We start from the raw sequence: 16,431 nt of genomic DNA on the forward strand, positions 1-16,431 counted from the left end.
GAGGCATACAGTCTGGTTGCTTCGGCTTCCCGGGCGTTGTACGATTAGCTCAGACAACCATCCATGATGTCAAACAACTTACTGACAACTGGCTGAACAAGCAGCGAATCAGGTCCGCAAACAGAACGCGCTTGACGCGAGTCAGGCGCGTTCTTGCGTAAGCAGATGCGGCGTGCACGAGGCGCGCCGTCCGGAGACAGCAGATTCAGGCCGCAGCGTGAGCGCAGCGGCCCGCGTCTCGCGCACGAGAGAGGTCGATCCACATGTCGTTGAGCCGCACCGCCACGCAGTCCGATGTCGCAAGGCGCACCAGGGTGCGCTATCTGATCCTCTCGCTGATCTTCATCATCACCACGCTCAACTACGCGGACCGCGCCACGCTCTCGGTTACGGGTTCGGCCATGCGCACCGAGTTCGGTCTCGACGCCATTCACATGGGCTACATCTTCTCGGCGTTCAGCTGGGCCTATGTGCTCGCGCAGGTGCCCGCGGGCTGGGTGCTCGATCGCTTCGGCGCGCGCCGCGTGTACGCGGGCAGCATCTTCCTGTGGTCGCTCTTCACGCTGCTGCAAAGCTCGATCGGCCTGCTCGGCGGCGCGGGCGCTGCGATTGCGGGCCTCTTCGCACTGCGCTTCGCGATGGGCGCGGCCGAAGCGCCCGCCTTCCCCGCCAACGCGAAAGTGGTGGCGAGCTGGTTCCCGGCGAAGGAGCGCGGCACGGCCTCGGCGATTTTCAATTCGGCGCAGTATTTCGCGGCCGTGGTGTTCACGCCGCTCATGGCGTGGCTCACGCACGCGTATGGCTGGCATCACGTCTATATCGTGATGGGCGCGGGCGGCCTCGTGCTCGCCTTCGCGTGGATCAGGTTCATGAAGAATCCGGCCGATCACCCGGGCGTGAACCCGCAGGAACTCGAATACATCGAAGCGGGCGGCGGCATCGTCAACGGGCATCAACGCGCAGCGCGCGCCGAGCATAAAGAACGCAAGGGCGCGAACTGGGCGGTCATCCGCCAGCTGCTCGGCAACCGCATGCTGCTGGGCGTCTATCTCGCGCAGTACTGCATCAACGTGCTCACGTACTTCTTCCTCACGTGGTTCCCGATCTACCTCGTGCAGGCGCGCCACATGACCATCCTGAAGGCGGGGCTGATCGCTTCGTTGCCGGCGATCTGCGGCTTCCTGGGCGGGGTGCTGGGCGGCGTGGCTTCGGACGCCCTGATCCGCTCGGGCCGCTCTCTCACCATGGCGCGCAAGGTGCCGATCGTCGGCGGCATGGTGCTGTCGTCGTGCATCGTCGGCTGCAACTACGTGAACAGCGACTGGATCGTGGTCGCGCTCATGTCGCTCGCGTTCTTCGGCAAGGGCCTGGGCGCGCTCGGCTGGGCCGTGATCGCCGATACCGCGCCGCGCGAAGCGATCGGCCTTTCGGGCTCGATCTTCAACATGTTCGGCAATGTGGCCGGCATCGTGACGCCGATCGTGATCGGCTATCTCGTGGCGGAAACCGGTTCGTTCAACGGCGCGCTCGCCTTTGTCGGCATCAACGCGATCGTTACGGTGATCAGCTATCTCGTGATCGTGAAGGACATCAAGCGTGTGGAGTTGAAGGCCGCGTGATCGTGTGTGATCGTGCGGCGCGCTACGGCTTCTCGTGGGCCCGCCGCGCGAGCGTGCGGGCCGCGACGATCGCCGCCGCGAAGCCGGAAGCCGCGCCCACCAGCAAGGCCCAGCGCGGCCCCCAGTGGTCGGCGATCCACCCCACGATCGGCGCGCCGATGGGCGTGCCGCCCAGCGCCACGGCGAGGCGGATCGCCAGCACGCGGCCACGCATGCCAGGCTCGGTGGAAAGCTGCATGAGGCTGTTGGTTTCGGTGGTGAACGTGAGCGCCGCGATGCCGATCAGCACGAGCGCACCGCCGAACCACCAGTAGCCCGGCGCAACCGACGCCAGCACGCATCCCACCCCGAACGCCGCCGCCGCGAACAGCAGCGAGACGAAACGCGGATGGCTGCGCCCCGCGCCGAAGAAGGCGCCGCTCATGGTGCCCACCGCCATCATGGAAGACAGGAGTCCGTAGCGTCCCGCGTCGGCGTGAAAGACGTTTACGGCCATCGTCGAGATGAAGATCGGAAAGTTCAGCCCGAAGGTGCCGATGAGGAACAGCATGACGAGAATGGCTCGCAGGTCCGGGCGCGCCCACACGTAGTGGAACCCCGCGGCAATGCCGCCCTTCGCGGGTTGCGCGCGCCTCGCCGAACGCAGTTCGTCCACGCGCAGACGCGTGAGCGAGATCAGCACGGCGACGAACGACAGGCCGTTGAGCAGGAAGGCCCAGCCCACGCCCACCGATGCAATGACGAGACCCGCCACGGCCGGGCCGATCATGCGCGCGGCGTTGAACGAGGTGGAATTGAGCGCGACGGCGTTGGAGAGATCGGCGTCGCCCACCAGCTCCGAGACGAAGGTTTGGCGCACCGGCGAATCGAATGCCGTCGTGCAGCCGAACAGGAACGCGAACACGTATACGTGCCAAAGCTGCACGAGCCCCGTTGCCGTGAGCACGCCCAGTGCAATGGCAAGCGCGCCGAGCGTGGCCTGCGTGACCATGAGCAGCTTGCGCTGGTCGAAGTGGTCGGCGGCGAAGCCCGACCAGGGCATGAACAGCATTTGCGGGCCGAACTGCAAGCCCATCACGATGCCAACCGCGGCCGCGCTGTGATGCGTGAGCCCGGTGAGCACGAGCCAGTCTTGCGCCGTGCGCTGCATCCACGTGCCGACGTTCGAGACGAGCGCGCCCGCGGACCACACGCGATAGTTGTAAGTCCTGAGCGAACGAAAGAACCCGGAAGCTGGAGCGCCCATGTGCCCGCCTCGCCTTAGTCGGCCACGAGCCGCTTGAGCAGTTCGACTGCCGCGGCTAGCTGCTGTTGCTCGGCGGCCGAAAGGCGCGTGTCGATCCTGCGCGAGAGCCAGTCCTGGCGCGCCGCCCGCCCTTCCTTGAGCCACTCCCGAAAGGCGTGAGTGAGCGACCAGAGCGTTTGGCGCCCGTCATTGGGGTCCGGTTCACCGCTGATGTGGCCCGCCGCTTCGAGCGGCGCGATGAGCGTGCCCATGGACTGCGGGCGCATGCCCTCCGCGCGCGCGAGGCTCGACACCGTGGACGGCCCCTCGCGTTCGAGCCGCTGCAGCACGGCCATCTGGGAAGGCGTGAAGTCGCCGAGGATCGCCTGCTCGCGAAAACGGCGGCGCAGCTGCCCGACCAGTGCGCGCAGGTCGCCGGCAAGCGCCGCGGCGAGGTCGGGAGGGGGAGTTTGGGCGCGATCGGTCATGCCCGCATTCTAGGAGATATGAAGGTAAACTGCAAAGATAACCTTCATATCTCCGGCGACGCGGCAGGCATGACTGCCCCTGCACAACAGACCCGGGAAAATTAGCAATCGCTACTCCGCCGCGCTTGCGCGTCGACTCTGACGAAGGTCAGTCGACCGGCCAGCTTTTTCAGTCATCCGCAAACATGCTGGCCAACTATTTTTCGAGGGAATTTTTGTTCTCAACCGGTACGAAGTTTGATTTGGCCTTTACGGCGTCGGGCTGCTCAACCATACGGGCACCCCCGCTCTTGACTGCGGCCTGGAATTCCGGCGAGTCCAGGATGATTGCGCTCGCGGCGCTGCGCAGGCGATCGATCGCTGCATCCGGTAACGCAAGCGAAGTCGGCAATTGATTGAGGTAGTTCCGCTCGACTTTGTCGGCCAGCGCGTCAAACGACACGTCGACCACATAGATATCGGTATCGGGCGCGTCCACCGCCTCGGCCAGTGCCGGGTCCTTGCTACCCTTGAATGCCTCGGAATTGCGGATCTGGCGCAATAAGGCCCATCGTGCCTTGATGTCCTGCAATAACTCGACTGATTCGCTGGAGAACCGGTCGATCGGCACGCCGACCGCCCGGACGAGTGTTCTGATCGTGCCCGGTGGACGCTCCGAGAGGTTCCAGCCAGTCGACGGCGACGAGGCCGCGTTCACCACGAAGATAATCAATCTGCGAACGTTGTCGAGCGGCGCGGGCTGACCGGCTTCGTGGAGCGCCTCAAATGTGCCGATGAAATCGAGCACGCCTCTTAAGCCCAGATTGTCGGATACCCCGCCATCTACAAGGTGGAAATACGGGTTCTGCTGCGCGTCGACAATTTCGCGCAAGTCCGCCAGTCGATTGAGGATGCGACTCGCGGATCTCTGCACGCGGTCGGATTGGGCAAGCGCATGGCTCCATTGGGGTTCCTGGTAACCACACGTGCCGCCGTAGTTGTTGATCGTAATCGGAGCCAGAGCGACCGGCACCGCAGAGGATGCCGCCACCGCACGCGAAAGCTTGATTGGCCCGAGATCCGCGCACATGACATCGAAGTTTTGCTGGAGAAACACGATACGCGATCCCGTCGTCAGTTCTGTCGCGCTGACTGCGATCATCGGACCGCCCTTGTCCTCGAGTTCGGCGAATGTTGCATTGTTGAACAGGACTTCGTCATACAGCTTCGCCGCAATCTCGGAGCGGCTCCAGCGCGCGGAAGCCAGTGCGGGCCAGTTCGCAGGATTGAGGATCCGGGCAATGAGTTGCCCCTGCACATTGCGCTTGAGAAAGCGATCCTCATAGAAGTCGAACAGACGCTCGCCGTAAAGCCCGTACGCGAGCGCAGTAAAGCTGCCTCCGGAAACACCGGTGATCAGGTCCACCTCGTCGAGCAAGCGGACTTTCTTGCCCGACGTGGTCGTCACTTCGATGCGCCGCAGTGTCTCCAGTGTTCCGTATGAAAATGCGGCCGCGCGCATGCCGCCGCCAGAGAAGGCCAGAATGACCATATCCTGCCGGTCTCCCCTGTTCCCCTCCAGCCGGTCAAACGGGCTCAACTGTTGCGGGTCGTATCGAATGATCGGCGGGTTCACGGGCCGCGTCGCACATCCGCCAAGCAACATCAACAGCGTGGCCGAAAGTATTACGGAGTCCTTCCATGAACGCACGAAGATGTCCTTAAGGCCAGCGTGAAATCACCTTCCCTGCGGGGCAGAGCCCTTTCGCTCGGCGCTCAGTGACACGGGCGTACGCGAATCAGCGACATCCACCCAGCCCCCGCCCATTGCCTGATACACACCGATCACCTGGTTATAGCGCGCGGCCTGCAAGCTCGCGAGGGCAAGCTCGGCTGAGAACAGGTCGTTTTCGGAAACCAGCACTTCGAGATAGCCGATGAGACCGTCTTCGAACTTGAGCCGCGAAAATCTCGCATATTCACGCAACGCATCGACGCGCTGTTGTTGAAGCTCGGCCTGCTCGATGGTCTTCTGCGAGCTGACGAGCGCATTGTTGGCATCGCCGAACGCACCCAGCACCGTTTGCCGGTAGACCAGTTCGGCCTGGCTCTTTTGTGCCTCGGCCGACTGCACCTGACCACCGATGGCGCCCGACGTGAAGATCGGGCCGGTCAGCCCCGCCGCGAGCGACCAGACCTGCGCCGGGCCGGAAAGGAAGTCGCCGAATGCAGTGCTGACCGAGCCAAGCGCCCCCGTCAGCGAGATCGTCGGATAGTAAAGTGCGCGGGCAGCGCCTACATTCGCGTTGGCCGCCACCAGATTCTGTTCGGCCTGCAAAATATCGGGACGCCGCTCGAGCAGTGTTGAAGGCAGATCCGCCGGAATCACGGGAAGCACGAGCTCGTTCACCGACTTGCCTCGCGGAATCGGCCCAGGATTGCGCCCAAGCAGAATGGAGATGCCGTTTTCCACGATGTCGATCTGCTGCTCGATGGCCGGGATCGCGGTTTGTGCCAGCTTGTACTGGGAGCGCACCTGCGAAAGCTCCGTCTGGGAAACGAGGCCGTCCCGGTAGCGCAACTCGAATATGCGCAGTGTTTCGCTGAAATTGCTCGCAGTGGCCCGCGCGACTTCGAGTTGCCGGTCGAGCCCGCGCAACGTGATGTAGCTGGTCGCCACGCCTGTCACGAGCGAAAGCACGACGCCCCGCTGGGCCTGTTCGCTGGCATAGACCTGCGCCTGTGCGGCCTCGGTCAGGCGCCTTACGCGCCCGAACAAATCGATTTGCCATGAGGCGGACAGCATGCCCTGATAGAGATTGAATACGGGGTCGAGCGTGGGTGGCAGCGGCGGCATGCCGACCTGGCTGGCCCGGTTGCGGCTCACGCTGGCGCCGTAGCCGATCTGCGGAAGGCCTTGTGAGCGCGCGGAGCGCAGCACGCCGATGAACTGGTCGACGCGCGCCGCAGCGATGCGCACGTCCAGATTGCCCTGCAGCGAGGATTGAATCAGGTCGTTCAGCACCGGATCGTCGAACTGCTCCCACCATGCCGTGTTCACGACCTCTTCAGCCTGTGGCAAGTCGATGCGCCACGTTGCCGGCACCTGGACTTCGGGGCGACTGTAATCGGGTCCCACGGTAATGCAGCCGGCCAGGCAACTGGTAGCGGCGGCAAATAGTGCAGCACGCGTCAGCGTTCTCATGACGGACTCCAGGTTCTGCTTCGACCGCGTACGGTATGCGCCAGCGCCGCGATCGCTTGCGACACACACATCAGGCCGCCAGGGCCAGCAGGCCACCGAACAGCAGCGCTGCAAGCAACAGCGTCAGACACGACACGGACCATCCCCGCACGAATGCATCCGTACACTGAGCGAACCGCCCTGCCGCCGCTGCGGCCCGCTGGAGTTCGCGCAGGATCGCGCCCACATCCCCTACCGGTATTGGGGGGGCTTTCTTCCTCCATCGATCCCAGCCAATGGCCAGCGCCGCGCCAGCGAGGACAGGCCAGAGCGCCGACCACAACGCCGCGGGCGCGAGCGCCTCAGGCAACGTGCCAACAGGGATATGCAGATACAACACCCACGGCCCGATCAGCGAGGCCAGCACCATGGCCAGCCATGCGACTGTGATCGGTGCGGGAGCGCAGGCATTGCGATGCGCCGCTGCGGTGGCACTCAGACAGCGCACGAAATGAAGCATCAGCAGTGTCGTCGCGACGGAAGACGCCACGGCCAACGAGCCTGCGAGATCCCCGCCCAGCAGATCCTTGGCCGCGTATTTGGCCAGTGCACCGCCAGTCAACGGCAAGCCGCCCAGCCCGAGCGCGATAACTGCCGTAGGCGCCAGGACCCAGCGCAGCCATCCGGCGCCCGTCAACGCGACCACGCCCACGGCCAGAAACAGCGTGCCTTTCACCAGCAGATGATGCGCGGCATAGTAGGCGGCCGCCACGACGGTAGCGGGGTCTCCCGCGGCCAGCCCCATGCCGGTCACCGCCATCAGAAAGCCCATCTGGCTGACGCTCGAGTAGGCGAGCACGACCTTCGGCTCAGACTGCATGATGCCAATCGCCACGCCGTAGAACGCGCCCAACATGCCCAGCGCCGCCAGTGGAATGCCGAAGTGCGGCGTCGCGTCGTTGAGCGTGAATGGCAGAAAGCGAACCAATGCGATCACGCTGGCCTTGACCACCGCGCCGCTCATGACCGCCGCCGCGGGAACCGGCGCCGCGCGATAGGCATACGGCATCCAGAAGTGCAGCGGCACCAGCCCGGCCTTCATGCCGAGACCAACGAGCAGCAAGAGCAGCGTGGTGTCGCGCCAGGGCGAGCCCGGCAACGCCGCTGCTGCATCACGAATCAGCAGGCTGCCGCCGGGCGCGGCCTGTGCCAGCAGGATCAGCGCCACCAGCACGAACGCTTCGGCCAGCAGGGCAATGCCCAGATAGAGGCCGCCCGCATACCGCGCATCGGGCGCCGCTCCCTGGAGCACCAACCCGCTGGCGCCGACGCTCAACACCGCCAGCATCAGATAGAAGCCGATCAGATCCGCCGCCAGGAACACGCCTACGCTGCCGGTCATCGCCATGAACCAGCAGACGACGAATCCAGCGGAGCCCTCGCCTTCGACTGCCCGGTCGCGCACAAAGCGCGCGGCATAGATGCCGGCGAAGAGCCACAACAGCGCCGCCGCGCCGAGCAACAACGCGCCCGGCATATCGATTGCGAAACGCAGGGCGAAACGGCTGTTGCCGAGCATGAGCATTTCGCTCGGGCTAGCGCCGACGGCCGCCGCCAACGCGGGCAGCGGAGCGATCGCGAACCATGACGGCAAGCGCCGGCGAATATTCGCCGACGCACTAAGCAGCAGCATCAGCAACGGCAAGCCAACGGCTGTGGCCAGCAGACTCTGGGACAGGTTCATGGCGTCCCCGCCGGCAGTATCACGGTGCGGCCAATCTGCGCCACGTCGACGGGCAGCAGCACGGCCAGGCCCAGCAGGAAGGAGCCCGTGGCGAGGCCGAGCACCGCGAGCTGCTGGTAACGGGGCACTTGCTTCTTTGGCGACCAGCCGGGTGCGGCGGGCTCCATCGCGCGTACGACCACCATGAAGACGTAGACGCTCGTGAGCAGGCCGCCGAGCAGCATCACCAGCGCCCACCACCATTGCCCGGTGGCCAGCGCCGCCGACATCAACAGCCACTTGGCCAGAAAGCCTCCCGAGGGCGGCAAGCCGATCAACGTGGCCCCGGCCAGCGCGAATGCGGTCAGCGTCATAGGCAAGGCGCGCCCCGCGCCACGCAGGTCGGCCAGACGGTCGTGACCCAACGTGCTATAGATCAGACCGGCCGCGAGGAACATGGCCGCTTTCGCGCTCGCATGCGAGACGGCCTGCAACAAGCCGCCCGTGACGGCTCGGGCGCTCTCGTGCTGCGCGGCGAGCGGAAACAGCAGGAACAGATAGCCGATCTGGGCAACCGTCGAATACGCGATCAGGAGCTTCAGGCGCACCTGGCGCAGCGCCACGACGTTGCCAAAGAGGATAGCCATGGCGCCCAGGCCCGCAAGCAGTTGCGCGACGGACCCGCTCACCATGCCACCGAAGACATCGACCCACAACCGCACCACCACGAACCACGATCCCTTGATGACCAATGCCGACAGCAGCGCGCTCGCGGCGGCAGGCGCGCCCGCGTGGGCGGGCGGCAACCACAGATGCAGCGGGAACAGCGCGGTCTTGGCAAGCATGCCAGCGGTCATCAAGGCCACCGCCGTCCATGCTAGCGGGCCGGGTCCGATCCTCCCTGCCAGCAGCGCGATGTCCAGTGTGCCATACGCGCCATAAAGCAGGAACACACCCAGCAGATACAGCATCGAGCCGATCAGCGCATAGAGCAGATAACGCAACGCCGCTTGTAGGGTTTCGGCGCGACCGTCCAGCGACACCAAAGGTACGCCGGCAAAAGTCAGCAGTTCGAGCGCGACGTAGAGCGTAAAGATGTCGCCGCTCACGAACACCAGATTGAGCGCTCCCCATACCGCTAGCAGCAGCAGCCAGAAGGCCAGCGGCGCGCGCGCCTCGCGCGTGCCGGGCGGCGTGCCGAAATCGCCGTTGGCGTAGATGGCCACCGCGCCAACCACCACGGCAACCACCAGCATCATGCAGACCGAAAGGCCGTCCGCGCGGAGCATGACGCCGAGCGGCGGCGCCCAGCCGCCGAGCGCATAGCGCAATGCGTCGCCCGAGACCAGCAGCCTGGCCGCGATCTCCAGCACGATGCCTATGCCGAAGACGATCGTTACCCACGCCACACGTTGCGCGTGGCGGCCACCTGGCGTCAACCCGGCCAGCATGCCGGCGAAAGGCACTAGCACCGCGAGCGCCAGCAACAGGCCGCCCGGCGTCGATTGCCCTGTGAGCGCCAGCGTCGTCACCTGGCCTCCGCATTGGTGCGCGCCTCGCCCGGCGCTGCATCGCCGTCCGCCGAAAGCGAATTCGTGCCGGTTTCCGCAAACCGGCGCAGCATGAGTCCGACCGCGAGCGCGGAAGCGGCGAACGATACGACGATCGCCGTGATCAACAGCGCCTGCGGCACCGGATCACCGGACATGCCGGCGCCCGCGCCACGCTGCGCGATCACGGCACAGGCCAGAAAAACGCCATTGCCGATGAGGTTGAAAGCCAGCACCTTGCGCAAGGGCTGCGGGTTGACGATCAGGCCATACACGCCCAAACCCACCAGAGCGGCGGCGGTCAAGCCGAACAGGTGCGAGACGTTCATGGGCGCACCTCCGGCCGCTGCGGTGGCCCGACAAGCAGGAGTACCAGGGTCACGGCAAGCGAAGGGAGCAGCGCGGCTTCGATCACGATGATCCACAGCTTCGCCCACCCATCGGGGTACGCCAGAAACGCCCCGGCCATGACCGCGCCGAGCAGGCCGAGCGCGATGAAGACAGCCGGTCCGAGAATCAGCACGGCGCGCAACCAGCGCCGGCTGACCGCGGGCGCGTCGCGCAGACCGGACATCATGACGAGCAGCCACATTGCCGCAATCACCGTGGCGCCCTGGAATTTGCCGCCCGGATGATCGGCGCCGACCCAGAAAATGTAGATGCCGATTACGACGCCTATCGGCGGCAATACTCGCGCCAGGTACACCAGAATGTCGTTGGGGCCGACCGCCTGCGCCAGTCCCGGCCTGCCGCCCCAACAGCGGTCCGGCGCCAGCGACCAGACGCCGACCACGCCGAACAGCAGCACGATCGCTTCGAGCAGCGTGTCGATCGCGCGAAACGACAGCAGGACCGCCGTGATCGGGTTGCCGACGCCCGTTGCCTGAATGTGCCGCGCCACCTCGGGCGCGAGTGTCGGCGCGGGGTCCGGCAAGCGCAGCAGGCACAAGGCGATCACGACCGCCACAGCCGCGGCGGCGACGCCGGCCGCAACACGCATTCCGAGGCCCGGCGTTTCGGTTTGGGCAGCCGCTTCGGTTGGACGCAGCCGCGAAGCCGCGCGGATCAGCAGCGCGCCGGTCAAGCCCGCGCCGATGGCCGCCTCGGTCAACGCCACGTCGACTGCGCGCAGCACCAGCCAGGCGAGCGTGAGCAGCAGGCCGTAAGGAATGAACCCGGCGACCGCGGCGAACGTATCGCGCACAACGACAGTCCAGAGCGCGAGCGCCAGCAACAGAATCCCGATGCCGACGGAGATGGCGGAGATCACGTGCGTTTCTCCTGCCGGCGCGCGGCGCGCGCGATGAGCTGCGACACATCGGACGACGTCAGCATCACCAGCAGCCAGACCACGATCAGCTTGAGGGCGACCACGATATGACCGGCCTGGGGCAACAGCCCCACCACCACCATGCCGAGGCCCAGATTATCGGCCTTGGTGAGCGCATGCAGCCGCGTGTACGTGTCCGGGAACCGCAACAGCCCGACCGTGCCGGCCACGAAGAAGAACAGGCCGGCCAGCATGGCAATGATCGTGAAGACGTCGGCTGCGGTTTTCATTTCCGGTCCTCATTCGCGCTATCGCCTTCTGACTGGAGATCGGCCTTCACGAAGGCGACCGAAGCGAACGCCGCGAGCACGGCAAGCGTCAACGCGACATCCACGACCGAATCCACGCCGGTTGCCGTGCCGACCAGCAGCAGCGCCGCAATCCCGCCCGTGCCGAACAGTTGCGCGGCCATCATGCGGTCGGCGCGCGTGGGCCCGCGCAGCACGCTCAGCAACCCCACGGCCACCATTAACAGCACCAATGCGCAGACGGCGATGAGCACGTCAGCCATGACGTTCACCGCTGACCAGCGCGCCGGCGAGGCGCCGCTCCTCGTCCGCCAGTTGCTCGGCGATCGGCTGCGAGATGTCGAGGCAGTGGTAGACGAGCCCGTCCGCGGTCTCGTCTACCGGGAGCGAGCCCGGCAAGAGGCTCGTGATGATGGCGAAACCGTTGCGCGCCGTCCCCGGCGGAAAGCCGGTTCGATAGACGACGATCCCCGGCTGCAAAGGCAGGCGCGGGTCCAATGCGCGGCGCGCCACGTCGATGCCCGCCAGCACGGACTGCGCAAGAAAATGCGGCGCGAAAACGAGTAAAGCCCCCAGGCGCAACCGTCCTGCGGCGGGAGGAAGCAGACGCAGGCTCATCTGCGTCGCGACGATCGTCGCGATCAGGCCACATGCGAGATCGGCCGGCTTCACGCTCGGCATCAGGATGAACCATATCGCCAGAAAACACAGCGCGCGGGTCAGCCCGACGCGCCAGTGCGAACGCCAGTCGAGCAGGAAAGCACGCAGCGATGATGAGCTCATCAAAGAGGCGCCTCCTTCAGGGAAGACCCGCCGGGCCGGTCTTCCTTGCCGAACACCACCATGTACAGGGCGGGCAGAAACACCAGCGTCAATAGCGTCGCCACCAGCAATCCGCCCATGATCGCGAAGGCCATCGCGCCCCAGAACACCGTGGGCGCAATCGGGATCAGGCCGAGCACGGTCGAGATCGAGGTCAATATCATGGGCCGTATGCGCGAAGTGCCCGACGCGACCACGGCCTCCAGCACGCCCATGCCCTCGTGGCGATAGGTCTCGATCTGCACGATCAGGATCAGGCCATTTTTGGCGATCATGCCGATCAACGCGAGAATACCCAGAATGGCGACGAAGCCAAGCGGCCGGTTGAAGACCAGCAGCGCGAGCACCACGCCTATCAGGCCCAATGGCATGACCGAAACCACCATGGCCAGGCGTTGGAAGCTCACCAGCAGCACCATCATGGTCGTGAGCATCAACACGATCATGATCGGGACCACGGCAAACACCGATGCCTGCGAGATCGCGCTTTCCTCGAATATGCCGCCGGTCTCGACCCGATAGCCCTTGGGCAGCTTCGCATTGAACTCGACAATTTTCGGCGCCAGCGTCGCGACGACTTCGTCGGGCAGCCCGCCATGCATCACGTCGGCGCGAACCGTGAGCGTCGGTACGCGGTTTCGCCGCCATACCAGCGGCGATTCCTGTTCCTCCGTGAACGTCGCGAACTGGCTGAGCGGAACCATCCGGCCGCTCGGCGTGGGCACCTGCAAGGTGCCTAGTGACTGCACCGTCAGCGGCTGCTCCTCCTGCGCTCGCGCCACGACGTTGACGAGATAAATGTCGTCGCGTATCTGCGTGATCGGCGTGCCGGTCACGACGGTGTTCATGATGGCGGCCAGCGCAGCGCTGCTCACGCCGAGCTGGCGCGCTTCATCCTGGTTGATGTGAATGCGGATCTGCCGGGCCGGCTCCATCCAGTCGAAGTTGACATGGCGCGTGCGCTGGTCCGCACCCACGATACCGGCGAGATCGAGTGCGACTCTGCGCACCTGTGCCGGATCGGGTCCCGAGACGCGATACTGCAGCGGCCAACCCACCGGCGGCCCGAGTTCCAGCGGCGACACCCGAGCCACGATGCCGGGAAACTGGTCGCTCAGTACCTTCTCCAGTTTCAGTTGCAGCCGGTCGCGCGCCTCCAGATTTTTCGCCACCACGATGATCTGCGCGAAAAACGGATTGGGCAACTGGACATTGAGTGTGAGAATAAAGCGCACCGCGCCACGACCTACATAGCTGCTGAAGTGATCGACATCGGGATCGCTTTTCAAAATCGCTTCGATGCGCTCGACCTGCGCCTCGGTGGCGTGGATCGACGCGTTCTGGCGCAAGGTCAGATCCACCGTCAACTCAGGGCGATCCGACGCCGGGAAAAACTGCTGCGGCACGAAGCGAACCAGGAAGATCGATACCACGAACGCGGCCAGCGTAACGGCAATGGTCAACCACCTCATGCGCAGCGCGCCGCGCAGGAAGCGGTCATACGCCATGAGCATCTTGCCGGGCTTCTGCGGCTCCTTGCCTGCCTTGGGCGCCTTCAGGATTGCCTGACCCACCAGCGGCGAGAAAATCACGGCGCCGAACCACGACACGAGCAGTGCGATCGCGACCACCGCGAAAATGGAAAACGTATATTCACCGGCCGAACTCTTTGCGAAGCCAATCGGCACGAAACTCGAAATCGACACGAGCGTGCCGATCAGCATCGGCGCGGCCAGGGTCCGGTATGCGAACGTCGCTGCCTGATCTTTGCTGTCCCCCGCGGCGAGCCGGTTGATCATGGCGTCGACCGTGGTCATGGCGTCGTCGACCATCAGCGTCAACGCGATGATCAGCGCCCCCAGCGACACGCGGTGCAGGTCGATATGCACGACGTCCATGATCGCGAATACGATCGCCAGCGTGAGCGGAATCGACAACGCCACCACCGTCCCCGGCCTGATGCCCAGACTCACGAAGCTGCACGCGAGGATGATGATGATGGCCTGCCAGAGGGACGCCATGAAGTCGTTGATGGCCACATCGACGGTCTCTGACTGATTGGCGACCAGGAATGGCTCGATGCCGGCAGGCAGGTTCGCGGTCACGTCAGCCATCTCGGCCTTCAGGTTATGGCCGAGTGCGAGGATGTCGCCCGAATCGCGCATGGCGATGGCAAGGCCGATGGCAGGCTTGCCGTTGACGCGGAACATCGGCTGTGGGGGGTCGGCGAAGCCGCGTCTCACGGTGGCGATGTCGCCCAGGCGAACGATGCGTCCTCCCAACACCAGATTGACATTTTCGATGTCGCGTTCGGAATCGAAGGCGCCCGTGACCCTGAAGAACACCCGCTCCTGCCCGGTTTGCAGGACGCCGGTCGGCCTGATGACATTCTGTGATCGCAACGCCGCGACGATGGACGGGTAATCCAGACGCAAACCCGCCAGACGCGTGGTCGAGAATTCAATGTAGATCTGCTCGTCCTGCGCGCCCAGCACCTCGATCTTCGAAACGTCCGGCACCAGCAGCAGACGCGAGCGGATCGCCTCAACGCGATCGCGCAACTCCCGCATGTTGTAGCCGTCGGCAGTAAATCCGTAGATGATGCCGAAGGTGTCGCCGAAGTCGTCGTTGAAGAACGGCCCGAGCGTTCCGGCCGGGAGCGTCTGGCGCATATCGCCCACGTTCTTGCGAACCTGATACCAGATGTCCTGGACTTCGGAAGGCGGCGTGGATTGCAGGAGATCGACAAAGATCGTCGTCTGACCCGCGGTCGTATAGCTGCGTATGCGATCCAGGTGCCGGGTCTCCTGCAGCGTGCGTTCGAGCCGCTCGGTCACCTGTGAGAGCGTGTCGTCGACCGTGGCACCCGGCCACACGGCGGACACCACCATGGTGCGGAATGTGAAGAGCGGATCTTCAGCGCGCCCCAACCGAAAAAACGACAGGGTTCCCGCGGCGAGCGCAGCGATCATGAGGAACACGACCAGGGGGCGCTTCGAAAGCGCCCACTCGGATAGATTCGGGCCAATCACCTGGCTGCCTCGGTCCAGTTAATTTTTTGTCCCGGCCGTAATGCCTGCACGCCGGCAGTCACGACCACGTCGCCTGTGGCCAGGCCTTGCGATACCTGAACGCGGTCCTCGCCATACGCCTGAAGCTCCACGTCACGCGCCGAAACCGTGCCCGTCTTCGTATCGACCACCCAGACCGCCGGTTTGCCACCGGGCTGGATCAAGGCACTCGCGGGAATTTCGATGGCGGGCGGCCGCTGCACCTTCATATGGCCAATGACCGTACTGCCCAGGCGCATGGTCGCGGGTGGATCGATCAATCGCACCCTGACCGCAAAAGTCCCGGTCACCGGATCGGCGCGGGGCGATACTTCGCGCACCTTACCAACGGCGGTCACCTGCGGGTTGCTGGCAAGCGCAACGACAATGTCAGGATTTTCCGGGGCGGCGTCCTTGATCGCGGCGGGGACGTCGAACACGGCATCCACTGCGCCTTCGCGAGCGATCTGCACGATCATGCGGCCAGCCGGAACCACCTCGCCCGGCTCCGCACCGCGCGCCGTCACTACGCCCGCGACATCTGAAACCAAATCGGTATAGCTCAGGCGGTTCTGTGCGATGCTCACCAGTGACTGCGCCGAATCGACTTGCGACTGTGTGATCTTGGCCATCGCCTCGGACTGCTCAAAGGAAGCACGCGACACCGCATGTTCCGCAAGCAGATCGCGCATGCGGGTGAACATGGTGCGCGCCTCCAGGGCTTGCGCCTGAGCTGCGGCCAGTTGTGCGCGAGCGGACTCCAGGCTGCTTTCTTCGTTCATCCGGTCAAGCCGCGCCAGCACCTGGCCAGCTCTGACGCGGTCTCCGACATCGACGTTGCGCGAGGTCATTCTTCCGTCGATACGGAACGACTGATTGATCTCGGCCTGTGCCTGCAGCCGGCCGGTCAAGGCGATGGTGCTCCCCGCCTCCTGCTTCTCTATGCGGATGACACGTACCGGACGCACTTCTGCCACCGGCGCCTCTTCGCCTTTGCGACAGCCCGCCAACAGTGCACCTGCTGCCAATACACACAGCGTCACGGCGAAAGGCAGGGATACCGCTCGACCCGTTGCATGGTTCGCAAACACTGGCGTTTTCCTCTGGATTCCTGAACAGGCTGCCAGAATCCACCCTGACCTGATAGCGCGCCCTGTAGCAGCCCCGCTGGGCGCGCGGGTGCACTCCCGCGCAAACACCTTACGAAGTGGTG

The 16,431-nt window shown here is 64.8% G+C and carries 13 protein-coding genes and 1 pseudogene; 1 reads left to right on the plus strand and 13 read right to left on the minus strand.

What is annotated here, in order from left to right; genetic code table 11:
- Positions 1–263: 263 nt before the first annotated feature.
- Entirely contained in the window at positions 264–1,619 is a 1,356-nt protein-coding gene (locus A3CW_RS0102895) for an MFS transporter (protein ID WP_028202228.1), read from the plus strand.
- A gap of 22 nt (positions 1,620–1,641) precedes the next feature.
- Here the strand turns inward: A3CW_RS0102895 and A3CW_RS0102900 are convergent, their stop codons facing one another.
- From A3CW_RS0102900 to A3CW_RS0102960, 13 genes and pseudogenes are all read right to left on the minus strand, one after another.
- A complete protein-coding gene (locus A3CW_RS0102900; protein WP_028202229.1) occupies positions 1,642–2,865 on the minus strand; it encodes an MFS transporter in 1,224 nt (407 codons plus the stop codon).
- Positions 2,866–2,879: 14 nt separating this feature from the next.
- Positions 2,880–3,332 carry a MarR family winged helix-turn-helix transcriptional regulator gene (locus tag A3CW_RS0102905; RefSeq protein WP_028202230.1) on the minus strand — a complete coding sequence of 151 codons (453 nt, stop codon included), beginning with the start codon at positions 3,330–3,332 and terminating at the stop codon, positions 2,880–2,882.
- Positions 3,333–3,528: 196 nt separating this feature from the next.
- Positions 3,529–5,022: a patatin-like phospholipase family protein gene (locus A3CW_RS45010; RefSeq protein ID WP_245623525.1), complete on the minus strand. Its 1,494-nt coding sequence runs from the start codon at positions 5,020–5,022 to the stop codon at positions 3,529–3,531.
- A 27-nt stretch (positions 5,023–5,049) separates the two neighbouring features.
- Positions 5,050–6,516, minus strand: coding sequence for an efflux transporter outer membrane subunit (locus A3CW_RS0102915; RefSeq protein ID WP_028202231.1), 1,467 nt, complete (start codon positions 6,514–6,516; stop codon positions 5,050–5,052).
- 70 nt (positions 6,517–6,586) lie between these two features.
- The gene (locus A3CW_RS50060) at positions 6,587–8,188 is read right to left on the minus strand and encodes a proton-conducting transporter transmembrane domain-containing protein (protein ID WP_245623532.1); all 1,602 of its coding nucleotides are present in this window, start codon (positions 8,186–8,188) and stop codon (positions 6,587–6,589) included.
- Positions 8,189–8,235: 47 nt separating this feature from the next.
- Positions 8,236–9,750 carry a complex I subunit 5 family protein gene (locus tag A3CW_RS0102925; RefSeq protein WP_211254031.1) on the minus strand — a complete coding sequence of 505 codons (1,515 nt, stop codon included), beginning with the start codon at positions 9,748–9,750 and terminating at the stop codon, positions 8,236–8,238.
- The gene (locus A3CW_RS0102930; protein WP_028202233.1) at positions 9,747–10,097 is read right to left on the minus strand and encodes a sodium:proton antiporter; all 351 of its coding nucleotides are present in this window, start codon (positions 10,095–10,097) and stop codon (positions 9,747–9,749) included. The genes A3CW_RS0102925 and A3CW_RS0102930 overlap by 4 nt, the downstream gene beginning before the upstream one ends.
- Positions 10,094–11,038 (minus strand): hydrogenase subunit MbhD domain-containing protein, encoded by a 945-nt coding sequence (locus tag A3CW_RS0102935; RefSeq protein WP_035512236.1) that lies wholly within the window; start codon positions 11,036–11,038, stop codon positions 10,094–10,096. The genes A3CW_RS0102930 and A3CW_RS0102935 overlap by 4 nt, the downstream gene beginning before the upstream one ends.
- Complete coding sequence (mnhG, locus tag A3CW_RS0102940) at positions 11,035–11,328, minus strand: monovalent cation/H(+) antiporter subunit G (protein WP_028202235.1); 294 nt, start codon at positions 11,326–11,328, stop codon at positions 11,035–11,037. Before mnhG ends, A3CW_RS0102935 begins: the two co-directional genes overlap by 4 nt.
- A gap of 56 nt (positions 11,329–11,384) precedes the next feature.
- Positions 11,385–11,609, minus strand: a pseudogene (locus tag A3CW_RS0102945) (monovalent cation/H+ antiporter complex subunit F); the annotation flags it as partial.
- Positions 11,602–12,129 (minus strand): Na+/H+ antiporter subunit E, encoded by a 528-nt coding sequence (locus A3CW_RS45020; RefSeq protein WP_051481185.1) that lies wholly within the window; start codon positions 12,127–12,129, stop codon positions 11,602–11,604. The pseudogene A3CW_RS0102945 and the gene A3CW_RS45020, both read right to left, overlap by 8 nt.
- Positions 12,129–15,200 (minus strand): efflux RND transporter permease subunit, encoded by a 3,072-nt coding sequence (locus A3CW_RS0102955; protein WP_028202237.1) that lies wholly within the window; start codon positions 15,198–15,200, stop codon positions 12,129–12,131. The genes A3CW_RS45020 and A3CW_RS0102955 overlap by 1 nt, the downstream gene beginning before the upstream one ends.
- Complete coding sequence (locus A3CW_RS0102960) at positions 15,197–16,309, minus strand: efflux RND transporter periplasmic adaptor subunit (protein ID WP_035512237.1); 1,113 nt, start codon at positions 16,307–16,309, stop codon at positions 15,197–15,199. The genes A3CW_RS0102955 and A3CW_RS0102960 overlap by 4 nt, the downstream gene beginning before the upstream one ends.
- Positions 16,310–16,431 lie beyond the last annotated feature (122 nt).

This window comes from Paraburkholderia nodosa DSM 21604, assembly GCF_000519185.1.
Taxonomy (GTDB): Bacteria; Pseudomonadota; Gammaproteobacteria; order Burkholderiales; family Burkholderiaceae; genus Paraburkholderia; species Paraburkholderia nodosa.